Source organism: Moorena sp. SIO3A2 (assembly GCF_010672265.1).
GTDB lineage: Bacteria > Cyanobacteriota > Cyanobacteriia > Cyanobacteriales > Coleofasciculaceae > Moorena > Moorena producens.
This window is the reverse complement of sequence record NZ_JAAHHC010000004.1, coordinates 16,667-31,977: the sequence shown is the minus strand read 5'-3', so window position 1 is coordinate 31,977 and position 15,311 is coordinate 16,667. Positions and strand designations below refer to the sequence as shown.

Sequence of the window (15,311 nt, the reverse complement as noted above, 5' to 3'; positions counted from 1 at the left end):
TGAGGGAGATAATAACCACCATACTTCTTAACTGGTATTTCCCTATCTCCTCCCATCATCATCGCTGTAAGCACTTAATCTTCCCAAGATTTCCTATGATTTTGCTGCACTCAGAGCCATTGAGTTAGCTTCCCAACCTACTCCAACCCCCTAGAGGGCTGTAGCAAAAGCCTCATGGCTGTCAAAAATCTCAAACACCCCATCTAATTTAGTTAGCTCCAGCATAATTCGAATTGAAGGAGCTACGGAGCAAAGACCAAAGCGCCTCTCTAGACTTCTTGCTAGCTTCAGACCATGAATTAAGGCCATTAAGCCAGCACTGTCGAGAGACTCTAACTGATGCATATCAACCAACAAAGCCGAATCCTCAGCAGCCACCACAGCTTCTGTCAACTGACTTTTAAACTCAATTGCATTAGAAGCGTTAATATGACCGGAAGGTTGAATAATTCTTAATTTTGCACTCAGGGTCGCCTGTGTCATGAGTAGACTCCTCACTTGGTCAAATCCAATAAAATTTTATAGAGAATATATTGAAGATAGTATGGAATTTCGCTAATTCCATACCACTTCTGATAGACTTTGCCGAATCTTTACAGATTGCTAATGGTTTTTGAAATCTTCATTAAACTTACCATCAAAATGTATCATATATTACTTTTTTTCAAGTTAAGTAATTTATTTTTCATTTCCGATGGTCTAAGTTGCTAAGAGCATGGCTCAGTTGATGCCTATAAGTAGGGATTAAATTTTAATAATTTTTGTTACGTTAACTAAATAGAGCTGCCCTGACATAGAAATATAATACTTTTTGTTATAGGCTTGAGCCAAATGTTTAGCCTTAGATAAGTATAACGTTAACTAGGGTGTAGAGGCAAGTAGTACTAAGCAGTATGTCCTTATAACTGCCTTAGGTGCGCTTGACCCATTAAGAATTAAATTCGCACCTATTGGTGCGCGCCTCCAAGGGCGAATAAATCGCCCTTGGGTCGCACCTATTGGCTTTGCCAACGCTACGCGAACGGGTCGCACCTAAACTTCAATACCTCTAACCCTTGAAACGGCATAGCTTCTTCCGTTGAGGTTAAGCTTTCTGAGTTAAGTCCAAAAGGCATATAATATATATGTAATATATATGTCAGAGAGTACCAATCCACCTCATCAGTGATTTAGATCACATCCCAATAAGATAAAGATCACTATAGTGGCTAGTAATTTCAGAAGACAATAAAGTTATATGGAATTGTGGGTAAGTAATTGTGAAAACTACATTTGTTATTCGTCAACTAGTAGAAAAAGCCCTCTATATTAGGAAATTGACTCCTGATATAGAAAATGCAATTAACTACGAACTAACTCAAACTGGTTACATCTCTGATGTGGATTACGAAGCACTGGAATTATTAATGTCTGAGATGGATGCTGGTCGTGTACAGCTAGTTCCGAGTCACTAGAAAAAGTGGTTATAAACTAAGGCTAGACCAGCTCGGAGGCTTGGTAACTACTCCATGACTTTTAGCCATGACTTTTAGCCATGACTTTCAGGGTTGGGGCAAGCTCTGACAGCTACATGTGGCAAAACCCCTACAACTTTAGTTTACTCTCCTAAGGGGTCTGACTTGCTACTGCTTGAGTCGTGATCAGATCACCATTGAGTTGGCAAAGTCCTATTACCGATTAACCATTAAAAAAACTTAAAACTTTTCAGGATAAGCTTGCCAAACTGCACAGATAAAATAACTTAGTTGCTGGCGAGCATCAGGGTCACTTTCTACATTGACATCAGGGTCATCTAACCGAACCAAGAGGGGAATTACTTCAGTGTCTAAGGCTAGTCGTAATAAACTCGCTGGCCAAAGTAAATCCGGTCCAGAGCGTAGGTCGTAAAGAGTAAGCTGTTCAGGGAGTTCCACTGGCACAGGCTCTTGACTATGCAAGGTGACCAATATCATAGAACGCACCCAACACATTTGTCGCGATGACACAAATTCGATCACTTCAGCGTATAAACGAGTATTGTCATGCTCTAAACAAATAATCTGATGAGGCTGGAACTCGTAAACCAAACTCCTTGATAGGTCTTTATTCACCAGGCATCAATTCCTAAATTGAGTCATTGCGATACAATATAATGTTCATATTACCAGTTTGGTTAACGGGGGTATTAGACCCAGATTTGCCATGACTGGAAGTCAGAGGCTGTCTCACTGCTCATCTTTGCTATGATGTATTAATTCAACTTAGTCTCAATAGATTTAATACCATAGCATAGATTATGAAAGTCCAAGTTTCAGTCGTGTTTAGCAATCCCGTGGATTTCGTTAATTTTTCTCATCAGGCACTGCCTCGATTTTGCGTCGATCTGCCTTTTAAACCTCGCGCTATCCCAGTTGAAGAACTGTTGCCCAACGTCCCTATGATTGATAGCAATTCAGACGATTGGACAACAGACCTGCCCTTCGAGCAAATAGAATACAAGGAAGAAGGAGCAGAGGAATATGCCAAAATGGTAGTAGTAGTGGAAATCCCACAGGATGATATGCCCTTGTTTGAAGATGTAGTTAAGTCGTTTGGGGGAAAGATTATGCCATCAGAGGGGTTGGATGTAATGGACATGTAGTGGACATGTAGTTTACACCCCATATCTTACCCATAACCTGGCTTGTAGATCATAGAAATTCCTTGTTAATCTTGATCGAAAATTCAAGACTATCACAAAATATGTTTGAAGGAAAAATAGTCTGGAATACACAAGGAATGAAATGACCTCTAAGCAGGATAAACCTGAGGTGGCTAAAATCCTCGAACCATTCAAACTCGCATTGGCTGAGCATCTGAGTAACCCTGATGTTGTCTTAGACGAGGTACTGGCATGGACTGGCTCTCAGCCTTTTTTGACCCAGAAGCTTTGTCAAGTTATCCTTGACTCTAAATCTCCCATCCCTGTTGGTGAGGAAGCTCTCAAAGTCGAAGAACTAGTCAAAACTCACTTCGTTGAAAATTGGGAAACTCAGGAAGCCGCTGAACTTCTGCAAGATATTCGTAGTTTCTTGCTCGAAGAACAATTCCTGCGGCTATATCAGAAAATTTTGCAGGGAGTCATGATGGCAAATGACAGTTGGGAACAAAAAGTGTTGCTCAACTCCGGTGTGGTGATTAACCAGGGGGGAAATTTAAAAGTTTCTAACCGTATTTATGAGGTTGTTTTTAATCACAGCTGGGTAGCTCAAGAGTTAGCACAGTTGACCAGTACAGACTATTGGTTGGCATCTGAGCTGACGACAGATGCTACTGATCAAGCCATCGCCATTGCTTTTCCTAACCTACCAATCACCCCAGTTACTCAAGACCAAGATCTCACAACTGACCAGCCTAAACACTCAGAGCTGACAACTGATGAACCCAAACACCCAGATCTAACAACTGACGAGCCCAACCAATCAACTGTAGTACCTTTAGAGCCAGACCAAGCCACAACCTTGGCTACCTCATCAGCTAGCAGAATCCCATCACCCATTAGTTTTTGGGGTGGCTTGATCGCCTTGTTTCTAGTCATTACCTTTGGTGTATTTCAGTGTACTAGTGCTAGAAGAGCAGACGATCAACTAAAAAACCTTGCTTCTGAGGACATATGCAGACGCCAATTTACTACCAGAAAAGAACAAATAGAGCAACTTAGAAAGATAAAGAGTCAAAATAGTGCTTTTCCCAAGCTATGTCAGTCAATGTTAGATCAATTGCAGTTTTCCTATGCTATAGAAGAGCTCGCTAGTCAAGGTGAATTCAAGCAAGCTACTATAAATCTTTGTAAAGTATCAGAGCGTTACTACCAGTTTAAACAAAAATCTCTTCCACGTTTTTTCCGTCGATGGGATAGGAATAATGAGAATTATGCTAATTGGTTGAGAAACTATCTAATAAAATTAGATTGTCCAGCTGCTAAATATTTGGGGTAATCAATTGTTAAATTGTTAAATTGTTAAATTAAATTGTTAAATCAGTAGTTGTGGCAACAGGGAACAGGGAATAGGAAATTCATGCATGGATTTTTAGCAAACAGTTAACTAAATAACTAATTAATTTAACTAATTAATCTAACTTAATAGACTGGTTTTAGTCAATAAAAATTTATTTTATTGCCTACTTTTAAAGACTTAGCTATTTACTGATAAGCCAGATTCTTCTAAGGATTATAAAAAACTCCATCGCTACCACTGATTTCTTCTTCCAAAGATACCCTAATTCCTCGACGAGCAATTTCAAAAATAGTTAAGATAAATTCTCCCAATTGAAAATATTGGGTTTGACGTAATTGTTTCCTATGGCGTTGTTTGCCGCTAATCCGCTCATTGATATGGCTTGCATAATATAAAATTAGGCTAACTAATAGCCAACCTAATAAACTCAATAGAGCTGTTACAATGATAATAATCAGCCAGCCTAAGAACTGACACAACACTTGTAATAATGGATCGTCATATACATCAAGTTCCGAGTACAACAGAGAACTATTGCTACTAAAGATTCCTAAGGCAATCGTTCCCCAAAATCCACAGAAAAGGTGAACAGGAATCGAACCTACGGGGTCGTCAATTTTCCAAACTTGTAGAAAATATTCGCCTAAAAGGACAAAAATACCGCTGATAGAGCCAATTATAAATGCACTTTTGATATCTACAAAAGCAGCTGAGGCTGTAATTCCCACCAACCCACCTAAAATGCCATTGATAATTGAGGCTAGACTGGGTTTTCCCAGGATAATTGGACTAAAAAATACGCTGGATATTCCACCAGCTGCTGCTGCCATCATGGTAGTTGTGATGGTATTAGCTACATAATCGAGATCCTTTGCTGAGCCACCATTAAAACCAAACCAGCCCAGCCAAAGAATTAAGCAGCCTAAGGTGGCTAAACCCAGATTATCGGCAGAGAACTTTTCAGTTTCGAGACCTTCATATCTATCTGTTCTTAAATTGTAGCCAAAACGACCTTGTCGTGGCTTTAGTAGCCAAGCCCCTACCAAGCCAGCCATACCACCAACACTATGGACTACAGTTGAACCCGCAAAATCATGAAATTTTAGCGCCTTGGCTAGCCAACCATAGTGTCCCCAAACCCAGTGACCGGTTACGGGATAGATAAAACCAACCAGGAAAAAACTAAATAGGAGAAATGCCCAGAATTTTACCCGTTCAGCAACAGCTCCTGAAACAATAGTGGCTGCAGTTCCAGCAAAGACTAACTGAAATAAAAATAGAGCCGCAAAGGAGCGATTAGACCAATCTTGATTGAGACAATTAAATCCTGATTCTGGAAAACCAAGATTTCCAAATTGGGGAAAGGGAAGATTAAAAAACAACCCCTTTTGACCCACTAAACTTAAACTATTATTTTCTCCTGGAACACAACTGTAAGTGATGCCATCACCAAACATTAAGCCAAAGCCAACTAGCCAAAAGGCTAAGGCTGATATACAGAAAACTATCAAATTTTTAGCCAAGACATTAGTCGCATTTCTCCGTCTACATAACCCGGCTTCTAACATGGCAAAGCCAGCATTCATAAAAAAGACTAGAAAAGATGAAACTAACAACCAGATAGTAGACAGGTTAGTGAAATTATTCGTGTTACTATCTTGTGCTACTGCTACACCAAGCCATCCCAGCAGGATGGTAATAGCCAAAGATAGGCAGAAGTACCAACGGCTCGGTACCCGGATGATTTGGTGTTTTAATCTCTTGTACTTATGTCGAGACATCAAAGCAAGCTTTCTAGTTTTTTGACACTCCCCGGTCGCGCATACGCGGGGATTCTTCATTCAACGAGCCAGCTTGCTGAACCTGGCCGGAACCAAGAACAGTAGAGGCCGATTCTCCTGAAGCGTTTAGATATTTTAAGATCCAGGTTCCGGTGTGCCCCACCGTACCCAAGGCTTTCTTAAGGATGTTTATTGCGGCGTTGTGGTCTCTATCTAACTGACAACCACACTTGCACGTATGAGTCCTAGTTGATAGGGACTTTTTAACTTCTTCGCCACAATTGGAACAGTTTTGGCTGGTATATGCAGGATTTACTGCAACTGTTACCTTTCCGAACTTGGTGCCAAAGTGCTCCATCCATTTCCTAAACTGATACCAACCTGCATCATTAATAGACTTAGCGAGGCAGTGATTTTTTACTAGGTTCTTGGCTCTTAAGTCGACCTAGGCGACCAGATCGTTAGAACAGATTACGCAGCGCGCCGGAGACGAAACCTTAGAATAAAGAAGCCTTAATAACAAAGATTTAACCCTTTTATGCATAGCCGACTAACCATAAAGGCTTCTTTATTCTTACGGTAACTTCGTTCCCAGTCTCTTGGCGTTCTCTTCACGTTGCCTACTTATCTTAAGGTGCTGTCTGCCTAGTCTATTAACTGCTTTATTTCGATTGGATGAGCCTTTCTTCTTGCGAGAAACTCGACGCTGGTAGAACTTAAGGCGTTTTTCTCCCGTTCTGTAAAAGCAGGGATTTGGTTCAGTTTTTCCAGCGGAATCAGTGTAAAAATATTTTAGTCCAACATCCAAGCCGATAGCTGTCCCACTTGGCTCTAGTTCCTCTTTGATATCAACTGAAACACAAAACTGGACATAATAACCATCAGCCCGGCGAACTATACGGACTCGCTTTATTTCCTTTTTATCCAAGCGCCACAAGTCCCATCTACCTTTAAGCTTAAGCTTCCCAATACCCTTTTTATCACTAAAGGTGATTGACTTCTTGTCAGGGGATAACTTCCATCCAGACTGTTTATACTCCACTGAGCGGCAGTTTTTCTGGAACTTAGGAAAACCTTTCTTTCCAGGTACTTTTTTCTTGCAGTTATCAAAGAATCGAACAATTGATGACCATGCTCTTTCAGCACTAGACTGACGAGCAGTAGAGTTTAATTCATTAGCAAAAGGAAAGTTTTTAGCAAGGACTGCACTGTACTTATTAAGGTCAAATTTGTTGACCCCTTTATTTTCCATCCAATACCTGAGGCAGCTATTACGGATGAACTGGACTGTCCGGATAGCCTCGTTGATCCCAGAGTATTGATGTTTTTTTCCTTTCGCCTTGAACTCTAAAATGATCATCAGCTTCTTAAAGTTACCGTAAGAATAGGGTCGCCTTATAACAACAGTTTTAACCCTTTTTCCATAGCCGACAAACCATAAAGGCGACCCTATTCTAAGGTTTCGTCTGGGACCTAAACTGTTCACTCCCTTATTTTACAACATCCAGACTAAAATTCCGGATTTTCCTGAAATATTTTTCTAGGCGCGTCAAGCCGCTGTGAGCCTTCATCCCCGGTCATTAGACACGGGGTTTTCGGCTTTGGGGGATTTTTATAAAAGGACAGAGATTTACGCGAATCTGTTCACAGCAGAAGCTGAGCCATCTTCTAGCTTTGAGTTAAAAGGAAGCTGAGCCTCTGAGTTCGCTAGTTCTTGAAAATGAATAACTTCTTTACGGGGATCAGCATGACTGACTTTGACGTGTAAGCGATCGCCTAATTGAACCGAACGCTGGAAACGCATGGGCAATTCTAGACCTAACTCTTCTAGGAGAATGTTGCCCTTATTCTCGTTTTCTCGCCACCAACTGAGTACTAATACTTGCCAAACCTGATTCGGGTTACGCCGCAAATATTCCAATCCCCAATATTTGTTGGTATCACGTTCTACTTCACTAGCATCCTTAGCTGTTCTGGTTACACTCTGCATCGTTTCGAGCAAATCTTCAGCTTCAAAGGGTAGGGGGTCACCCCGTAGATGAGCTTTCAGCTGGAAATGAGTCATTAAGTCAGTGTAGCGGCGGATCGGAGAGGTTACCTGGGTGTAAGTTTCCAAAGCCAAACTAGCGTGGCGTGTTGGGGTAATGCTCATTTCGCTTCTAGGCATACACCGACGCATGGCACAGAACCGCACTGGACCGGCTGGCAATAGCAGCAGTTCTTCTTGGGATGGAAGTTCTGGCTGGGGTTGTCCTCGGAATGGTAGTGGAATTTGGTGCGCTTGACCATAGCGTCCAGCCACTTCACCTGCCAGAATCATCATTTCTGCCACCATTTGCCGTGATGGTGAATCTTCTAACACCTCAATGGTAATTTGGTCATCATTTCCCACCTTGATTACCGACTCTGGCATATGGATGCTAATCGCCCCCTGAGACTTGCGCCACTTTTGCCGACGCACAGCCAAGTTAGCGATCGCAAACAGTTCTGTTTCTGCCTGTACCCCTAACTGCAACATTTCATCTACATCTTCATAAGTCAGGCGATAGGTGGGTTTAATCAGGCTGGGGTGAATCTGATAGTCATAGATGGCACCATCTTGATCCAAGATCACGCCAAAACTGAGTGCGCCACAGACTTGACCTTGAACCAAACTCATTGGACCAGTTGCCAGTTCCGATGGGAACATGGGAATCATGCCCGTGGGTAGATATATGGTGGTACTACGCCGTCGTGCTTCTAGGTCAAGATTATCCCCTGGCATTACCAAGCGGGTTGGGTCAGCGATGTGAATCCACAGACGCTGAGTGCCATCCTCTAGATCTTCTATACTCAAACCATCATCTATTTCTTGGGTACTTTCATCATCTATGGTGTAGAGTTTCAGATGAGTTAAATCCAAGCGATCTGAATCTGGGTCAGTAGGAGGATTTGCCAGGTATTGCTGGGTCAATTCGAGTACCTCACGACGAAATTGAGTTGGGATTTTATGACGCAGCAAGTACTTCTGGTGAGGACGCCACAAACCCAAATTTATCAATAAATCGAAGGCATTTTCTGGGTTTTGAGGGCGTTTTAGTGCTTCCAGAGTTTCCTGAACTGCACGAGATGGTTTATCTGGTTCACTAACGAACCGTTCTAGAGCATCAAAGCGAGTGCGATCGCTATCAACCCACTCTACTTGCTCACCCCCTAACTTTTGCTGTACTCGCTTCAAAAATTCTTCTTGTTCCTGGTGCTTTGATTGAGCCGCTGCCAGTTGATGCTTGATTTCAGCCACCATGCTAGCGGAGCGGGGTTCATAGGTTTGTGCTTTTTGTTTAAAATAGATTTTGTCTTCAAACAGAATACAGTGTGCCGCATAGCACTGGGGTGGACTTTGCTCAGAAAATAATAACTGTGCCATGTCAGCACAGGTAACCGCCTCTCCTTCTTCCACCAGTAATTCCCAAGCTAATTCTAAGCTATCTGGGTCTAGATAGGGTTGTACTCGAGCAATAAACTCTGGTATTTGTGATGGCTCATAAGTAGAATCTGCCACTGTGTAGGTGACTTGTCGAGGATGGAGCTTGTGCAGTTTCCCCCGTTGATCCAAAGCAATCAAGTGGTTCTTGCCCTCTGGACGATCGACAACAGCGAGATGGCGTTCTCCTTGTAAGCGAAATTCGATTAGTGTTCCCTTTTCCACCAGTTCTGATAACCCGGGTAGCGTTTACCAAATCCACCTCCCCCCAGTCTATCCTGTGTTGTTGAGATACCCAACTCAGCAGACGGGGTCAAGTCTAAAGTCTGAAGTCTGAAGTCTGAAGTTGTCAGTGGTCAGTGTAACTCCTGGTTGGGTCGCAAGTTTTTAGTTAACCATGTCTTGATGCAGAGCGCGAGTGGGGGAATTCCCCGTGAGGCCACTGCATCGCGCGCCTCAGCCATCGATCACCCCATTTCATCCTTCATCCTTCATCCTTCATCCTTCTTATTTGATATTTCATTCTTCACACGGGAAATATCCCAGAGGAAGACCGTGATTGTTCACCTTAACCTTCTTTATTAATATAGGGTAGCAAAGCCAAGAACCTTGCTCGCTTAATGGCTGTGGTTAGCTTTCGTTGTTGTTGAGTCGTTAGATTAGTAATGCGGCGGGGTAGGATTTTTCCCCGTTCAGTGATAAACTTGCGCAGCAACTCAACATCTTTATAGTCGATCGGTTCATCGGGTTTGATCGGAGAGAGACGTTTACGAAAGTAAGTCATGATTGGTTGTGATTGGTGATTGGTTATTTAGGTTACTGGTTACTGATTATAGTCATTTGTTCTTTGGTAAGTATTCAGCTATCAGCTATCAGCTATCAGCTATCAGTTATCAGTTATCAGCTTATGGGCTATCAGTTATCAGCTTATGAGCTATTAGCACGCTACTTAAGCTGCTTAGGTTTCTTTTATTCTGACGGCACCTGAAGTAGAGTGAGCCATTCGCGTAGCGTGACTCAAAGGCCAATGTTCACGGCTGACCACTGAATGCTTACAATAAAACAGGTAAGCATTGGTTTAAGCTGAGTTACTTGAGCTGACCGCTGATAGCTGACCGCTGAACGCGCACGCGTGTGCGTAGCACATAAGCTGAATACTTGTTCTTTGTTGCTTGTTCTTTGTCAATAGTCCATTTTCAATTAACAAATTCAATTCACAAATGACCAAGGACCAAATCTATTTGATTTCTTTGTGAATCATGTGCTTGTTGCAATGGGTGCAAAATTTCTTCAGTTCCAGACGTGATGATGTGTTACGGCGATTCTTCCTAGTGGTATAGCGGGAAACACCAGCCGAGCGCTTATTGGAGTAACTGCGACATTCAGTACATTCTAGAGTAATAACGATTCGGACACCTTTCTTACTTGCCATAGTTTTTTTTCTAAGAACTCAAATATTACAATTAAACACAATTTACTATTATCTCATGGGATGCCCCAGTCTATCAAGTAGATGCAAAATTGCTCAAGTCTCGGGAAAAACCTCACGCCTTGTTGGCACCATCATCGTGCAGGGCAATCTGGTCACTGACAAGGGCAGCCCACAGTAGTATCCTTGAAATGCGATTAGCTAGACCAATCAAGCCAATCATCATCGCGCTTTAGTGCAGCGAAGCCAACCATGCTCTCCAGTTTAGTTAGAGTCAGTAACCGGTGCAAGGGTAACGAATCTAACCTCAAGAATCAAGATAACCGAAAGCCCACTACCCTAAACTCTGAGCCGGATTGGTGTATAATAGCACGACTACCGTAACTAGCCAGAGCAACAGGAAGATGAGCATCTGCAACATATAAAAGCCAAGAGTATTTTTGATCAGGAGTGAGCTGACCAGCCATACTCCTACAAAATCGATATCGAAAGCAGCAGCCCGCCACTCTATTGCTATAGCAGTCGCCAGGGCAGTTAGGACATCGACATTAGTCTCACACCCTTTGTAAGCGATGCAGAGGTGCGACCCGTGGCGAATTTAATTCGCCAACGGAAAGCGCACCTAAGCGGTCTTGGGGGTTTCCCCCACTCGCTATTGCATCAAGAAGCGCAAGAGTTTGACTTCTGACAAATGACTTCTGCTATACCTTAGGGAAAGCGGGGATGAAATGGTTTTCTAGTGACATACTCCCGACGCTGACAAGCACGGTACAGCGCGGGCTTCATTAAACTAAGCCAGTGAGTCACCTCTGACTCGTCTTCAAAAACGTACGTGATACTTTCGCATCATACGGCTCATCATTACAGTACAATCCTTGACATTGGCTCCTCTAGAACGGATTTTCATCTAACTCTTTTGAGTTGGTTTTGCTTCCGTGTTTGGCATCATGGCAATGTAGGTGTAATAATTCGAGATTTTTGTCTGAATTATTTCCATCCAGTGCGCGTGGTATTATATGGTGCTTTTCCAACAAATCTCCATCTCTGTTCGCGAAGCGTCGGCTACGCCGAAGGTAAGACCACTGCGGAGTGCATTTCCGGAAACGAAACCTAAGATAGGGTCGCCTTACTACAAAAGCGCCGTTACCTTTTACCCATAACCTACCAACGTTTGAAGTTACCCTATCTTAGGGTAACTTCAAACCCTTCTTGCCGTTTCAAAAGCCTTCCCGGAGACGAAACCTTAGAGAGGGTCGCCTTATTAAGCCCACCTACTTACGTCGTGTTTTATTGTATATTAATTACGAAGAGTATTCGATGTGCCTTGCGCGCATTCTTGAATGTACAACCAGCTTCTGGAGAAACCATTGGCTTAGACGGCAAAGTCCTTAAAGGTTCAGATCAGATTGAAAACGATAATCCCAATTCCGACTCCCAAGGAGACGAAACCTTAGAGAGGGTCGCCTTATTTCATATAACTTAAAACTATTACCCATAACCTGTTCCTATAAAGGCGACCCTCTCTTACGGTAACTTCAAACCCAGCAATTATGTTGGTCAGTTCTTACATTGTTGAGCGGGGCTTGATTTTAGAACCCTTTGAAGTTGATGCCAAAACCAACGAAATTAAAGCTTTACCAGAGTTGCTCAAGAAACTGGCTCTAAAAGGAGTTGTCAATGCCAATGATGCTATTAATACCCAAAAAAAACTTGTGAATTTATCGTCAACAGTGGCAAGGATTATATAGCTGCTTGAAAAGGTAACCAACCAAGTCTATTTCAAGATGTTAAAACAAATTTTAGACCGGAATGGCTCTTCCGGCAATATGGTGTAAAATGTAGCTAGTAATACTAAATGCTGTTAACCGACGGATGGACTTTCATCTAGATATAGCAGTCGCCAGGGTAATTAGGACATGACAAAAGTCTCAAACTACAGTATGGCAAGAGTTTAACTTCTGACTTCTGACTTCTGACTTCTGACTTCTGCTATACTTTGTTAAATTTACCGAATGTAACCGTGTTCACTTCTTATAAAAAAGAATAATTTATAATATTGAATTTGGATTTATTAAATGAAGTAATTAACTGTCCTAAGTGTCAAATTTATACGAATGACATTAATCAAAATCGACCAATTTTAGTGCGAGATTTATCCATATAGCGCTTTTTAGCCTCATCAGGTACACATATTTTTTTCCCTCTTCCCTCTTCCCTCTTCCCTGCTTCCTGCTCCCTGCTCCCTAAAACCTTAGGTGCGCTTTCCGTTGGCGAATTAAATTCGCCACGGGTCGCACCTCAAAAACTTGTACCTTACTAGATTAAAAACCGCTATATGTGGGCAAGGAGTATACTTACAAGTGCCTCGTCGTCAATTTTATTGTTGTCACTGTCAAAACTACTCAACTGAACCTTTAAGCTTTATATAAATGGGTCGTAATTATACAAAAATGGATGAATAATATATCTATAATAAAGTTCAAGAATTAACAGTGGCACAAGTAAGCAAAAATGAACAATTAAGTCAAGAAAAAGTCGAAAAAATTTTTAAAATAATCCATAAGCAAAAAAAAATACTGGGTAACTCCACAACGGTTAAATATAGATGAATTTAGTCGAGCAAAAGGAAAAATAAAATTTGTTACCGTTGTTTGTGATATTGATAACAGTTATTTATTATAAGTAATTGACTCTCATAAGAGTGAAGAAATTATAGAAGTACTCAAGGAGCAACCTATTGCAATCAGGGGAAAAATCAAAGAAGTCAGTGTAGATATGTGGGGTGGATTTCAGAAAGTTGTCAAGGAAGTTTTTCCGTTCGCGTAGCGTGCGCGTAGCGCAAATGCTAATCTGGGAATAGATAGATTTCATGTCATAAAATTAGTTAACAAATCTCTGAACAAAATTCGCCTAGAGTTAGAGGGAATGGGGAATGGGGAATGGGGAATGGGGAATGGGGAATGGGGAATGGGGAATGGGGAATGGGGAATGGGTAATGGGTGATGGGTAATGGGTAATGGGTAATAGGTAATAGGTAATAGGGGGAGCATGTCACTAATGCCTAATATTTGTACATTATCTATAGCCCCCTCATGGGTAAAAGCCAAGCTGATCTGGTAAATAGTTCATCTGTTCTGCAACTAAGACCGGCTCAATAACATGATTTTTGTTGTTTTGTCAAGTAGTTCATTTGTTAGGCTTATTTGACCTGCTCCCCATCAAGACAGCGTGCCCGTAGCGCATTAGCTGACCGCTGAATGCTTACAAATCAACAAGCGGGTGATCGGACTCGAACCGACGACGTTCAGCTTGGGAAGCTGACATTCTACCACTGAATTACACCCGCAAACCTTTAACTATTATTTAACTATTATTGGTATTATAGCAGTTCTTAATTGGGTCAGGTACTTCACCCGATTGAGCATTGCTAGATCAAGTGCGCAAGAATACCCATCATAAAGAAGATTGATAGGGAGATGGGGCAGATTTTTATTAAGGTTAATTACCCGGACAGGATCTGATCGGGGCCTTCAGCTTGGCTTTTTGGTAAGCTGTAGACAAAGATTAGCCTTCCCCATTGCTGCTAGTATAGCGCCCAAGGATCACTTAGTAATGCTTTGAGGTGTTAACCCTAAGCGAGCTATACAAAAGGTTAAACTACCAAAAATTTAAATCTACCAAACTAGTAAAACTAAGCCAGTGTCATGGGAATACTGGACTTTGTCTTAGCATTTAAGTCAATCAAAAATCATGTTTAACACCACTGAAATTCTAATTAACGCCTTTGTTATAAGACTCCGGGAAGGCTACCGCCGAACTTACGGGGGACTCAACCCTGACAACGAAGATATAATTGCTTGGGCTGGCAGCATGGCAATGGAAAATATTGCCAACAGTGATGCCCTCTATCACAATGTGGAACACTCCATCCTAGTTACCCTCGTCGGACAAGAGATTTTGCGAGGCAAACATATCCGTGAAGGTGGTGTAACTCCTGATGATTGGTTACACTTTATCATTTCTTTGGCATGTCATGATATTGGCTATGTTAAAGGAGTATGTCGCCAAGACCGAGAAAATGAACGACTCTACGCTACTGGTCAACATGGGGAGATGGTTCATTTACCCCAAGGCTCTACCGATGCTGCTCTGACGCCTTATCATGTCGATCGGGCAAAATTATTTATTGATGAGCGCTTTGGTGGTCACAACCTGATTGATGCCGAGTTTATCAAGCGCAACATTGAACTGACTCGTTTCCCTGTGCCGAAGCAAGGGGATCATCAAGATACAGGTAACTATCCTGGATTAATTCGCGCCTCTGACTTGATTGGTCAACTGAGTGACCCACGCTATCTCAAAAAAACTAGTGCTTTGTTCTATGAGTTTGAAGAAACTGGATTTAACAAAACCATTGGGTACCTCCATCCTGGAGATCTGCGGCAAGGCTACTCTAAGTTTTACTGGAATGGGGTATACCCTTATATTCAGGATGCCTTGCGTTACCTATCCTTAACTCAGGAAGGTCAACAAATTACGGCTAATCTCTTCTCCAATGTCTTTGTGGTCGAACACTCACACAATCACAATGGACTGGGGAAAATGACACAAAAGGTTAATGTATAATCAGAAATTATGAACGGTGTTGAGTGAAGGGTGTT

The 15,311-nt window shown here is 42.0% G+C and carries 16 protein-coding genes, 1 tRNA gene and 1 pseudogene; 7 read left to right on the top strand and 11 right to left on the bottom strand.

Features of this window, described 5'->3' with window-relative positions; all coding sequences use genetic code 11:
* Positions 1-150: 150 nt before the first annotated feature.
* Positions 151-483, bottom strand: coding sequence for an STAS domain-containing protein (locus F6K64_RS05360; RefSeq protein WP_008191243.1), 333 nt, complete (start codon positions 481-483; stop codon positions 151-153).
* A 776-nt stretch (positions 484-1,259) separates the two neighbouring features.
* Here F6K64_RS05360 and F6K64_RS05355 point away from each other — a divergent pair.
* Positions 1,260-1,454 (top strand): hypothetical protein, encoded by a 195-nt coding sequence (locus F6K64_RS05355; protein ID WP_008191245.1) that lies wholly within the window; start codon positions 1,260-1,262, stop codon positions 1,452-1,454.
* 240 nt (positions 1,455-1,694) lie between these two features.
* Here the strand turns inward: F6K64_RS05355 and F6K64_RS05350 are convergent, their stop codons facing one another.
* Complete coding sequence (locus F6K64_RS05350; protein WP_008191247.1) at positions 1,695-2,090, bottom strand: hypothetical protein; 396 nt, start codon at positions 2,088-2,090, stop codon at positions 1,695-1,697.
* Positions 2,091-2,275: 185 nt separating this feature from the next.
* Here F6K64_RS05350 and F6K64_RS05345 point away from each other — a divergent pair, with 185 nt between their 5' ends.
* Together F6K64_RS05345 and F6K64_RS05340 are read left to right on the top strand one after the other, a co-directional pair.
* Positions 2,276-2,620: a hypothetical protein gene (locus F6K64_RS05345; protein WP_008191249.1), complete on the top strand. Its 345-nt coding sequence runs from the start codon at positions 2,276-2,278 to the stop codon at positions 2,618-2,620.
* Between the two features lie 142 nt (positions 2,621-2,762).
* Entirely contained in the window at positions 2,763-3,956 is a 1,194-nt protein-coding gene (locus tag F6K64_RS05340; RefSeq protein ID WP_008191251.1) for a hypothetical protein, read from the top strand.
* A 227-nt stretch (positions 3,957-4,183) separates the two neighbouring features.
* Here F6K64_RS05340 and F6K64_RS05335 read toward each other — a convergent pair whose 3' ends face one another.
* From F6K64_RS05335 to F6K64_RS05305, 7 genes and pseudogenes are all read right to left on the bottom strand, one after another.
* A complete protein-coding gene (locus F6K64_RS05335; RefSeq protein ID WP_044495721.1) occupies positions 4,184-5,758 on the bottom strand; it encodes an ammonium transporter in 1,575 nt (524 codons plus the stop codon).
* A gap of 13 nt (positions 5,759-5,771) precedes the next feature.
* Positions 5,772-7,118, bottom strand: a pseudogene (locus tag F6K64_RS05330) (RNA-guided endonuclease InsQ/TnpB family protein).
* Positions 7,119-7,388: 270 nt separating this feature from the next.
* Positions 7,389-9,446: a ribonuclease catalytic domain-containing protein gene (locus F6K64_RS05325; protein WP_008191260.1), complete on the bottom strand. Its 2,058-nt coding sequence runs from the start codon at positions 9,444-9,446 to the stop codon at positions 7,389-7,391.
* 343 nt (positions 9,447-9,789) lie between these two features.
* Positions 9,790-10,005 (bottom strand): 30S ribosomal protein S18, encoded by a 216-nt coding sequence (gene rpsR / locus F6K64_RS05320; RefSeq protein ID WP_008191262.1) that lies wholly within the window; start codon positions 10,003-10,005, stop codon positions 9,790-9,792.
* A 453-nt stretch (positions 10,006-10,458) separates the two neighbouring features.
* Positions 10,459-10,653: a 50S ribosomal protein L33 gene (rpmG, locus tag F6K64_RS05315; protein WP_071986987.1), complete on the bottom strand. Its 195-nt coding sequence runs from the start codon at positions 10,651-10,653 to the stop codon at positions 10,459-10,461.
* A 311-nt stretch (positions 10,654-10,964) separates the two neighbouring features.
* A complete protein-coding gene (locus F6K64_RS05310) occupies positions 10,965-11,117 on the bottom strand; it encodes a hypothetical protein (protein WP_287265036.1) in 153 nt (50 codons plus the stop codon).
* A 423-nt stretch (positions 11,118-11,540) separates the two neighbouring features.
* Positions 11,541-11,684 carry an HNH endonuclease gene (locus F6K64_RS05305; protein ID WP_081431819.1) on the bottom strand — a complete coding sequence of 48 codons (144 nt, stop codon included), beginning with the start codon at positions 11,682-11,684 and terminating at the stop codon, positions 11,541-11,543.
* A gap of 290 nt (positions 11,685-11,974) precedes the next feature.
* Here F6K64_RS05305 and F6K64_RS05300 point away from each other — a divergent pair, with 290 nt between their 5' ends.
* From F6K64_RS05300 to F6K64_RS38075, 3 genes are all read left to right on the top strand, one after another.
* Positions 11,975-12,133: a hypothetical protein gene (locus F6K64_RS05300; RefSeq protein ID WP_154659987.1), complete on the top strand. Its 159-nt coding sequence runs from the start codon at positions 11,975-11,977 to the stop codon at positions 12,131-12,133.
* 67 nt (positions 12,134-12,200) lie between these two features.
* A complete protein-coding gene (locus tag F6K64_RS05295) occupies positions 12,201-12,398 on the top strand; it encodes a hypothetical protein (RefSeq protein ID WP_008191272.1) in 198 nt (65 codons plus the stop codon).
* 937 nt (positions 12,399-13,335) lie between these two features.
* A complete protein-coding gene (locus F6K64_RS38075; protein ID WP_131827285.1) occupies positions 13,336-13,476 on the top strand; it encodes a transposase in 141 nt (46 codons plus the stop codon).
* 41 nt (positions 13,477-13,517) lie between these two features.
* On the opposite strand, the gene F6K64_RS05290 is transcribed toward F6K64_RS38075, so the two are convergent.
* Both F6K64_RS05290 and F6K64_RS05285 read right to left on the bottom strand, forming a co-directional pair.
* The gene (locus F6K64_RS05290; RefSeq protein ID WP_287265035.1) at positions 13,518-13,757 is read right to left on the bottom strand and encodes a hypothetical protein; all 240 of its coding nucleotides are present in this window, start codon (positions 13,755-13,757) and stop codon (positions 13,518-13,520) included.
* A gap of 167 nt (positions 13,758-13,924) precedes the next feature.
* Positions 13,925-13,996: transfer RNA gene (locus F6K64_RS05285), tRNA-Gly, on the bottom strand.
* Positions 13,997-14,400: 404 nt separating this feature from the next.
* Between F6K64_RS05285 and F6K64_RS05280 the strand changes: the two genes are divergently transcribed.
* Complete coding sequence (locus F6K64_RS05280) at positions 14,401-15,276, top strand: Npun_R2479 family HD domain-containing metalloprotein (protein ID WP_008191277.1); 876 nt, start codon at positions 14,401-14,403, stop codon at positions 15,274-15,276.
* Positions 15,277-15,311: the final 35 nt, after the last annotated feature.